1 protein-coding gene is annotated in these 250 nt (G+C 53.6%); it reads left to right on the forward strand.

Annotated elements, in window-relative coordinates; genetic code table 11:
• Positions 1 to 5: 5 nt before the first annotated feature.
• The coding region (locus RTW80_RS30175; protein ID WP_178118181.1) for a nucleotidyltransferase domain-containing protein at positions 6 to 250 on the forward strand (245 nt) is incomplete at its 3' end.

Consider the following 250-nt stretch of genomic DNA (forward strand, 5'->3'; position numbering starts at 1 on the left):
ACATCATGAGGGAAGCGGTGATCGCCGAAGTATCGACTCAACTATCAGAGGTAGTTGGCGTCATCGAGCGCCATCTCGAACCGACGTTGCTGGCCGTACATTTGTACGGCTCCGCAGTGGATGGCGGCCTGAAGCCACACAGTGATATTGATTTGCTGGTTACGGTGACCGTAAGGCTTGATGAAACAACGCGGCGAGCTTTGATCAACGACCTTTTGGAAACTTCGGCTTCCCCTGGAGAGAGCGAGAT

The organism is Escherichia sp. AM3, assembly GCF_032029835.1.
GTDB lineage: Bacteria > Pseudomonadota > Gammaproteobacteria > Enterobacterales > Enterobacteriaceae > Escherichia > Escherichia coli.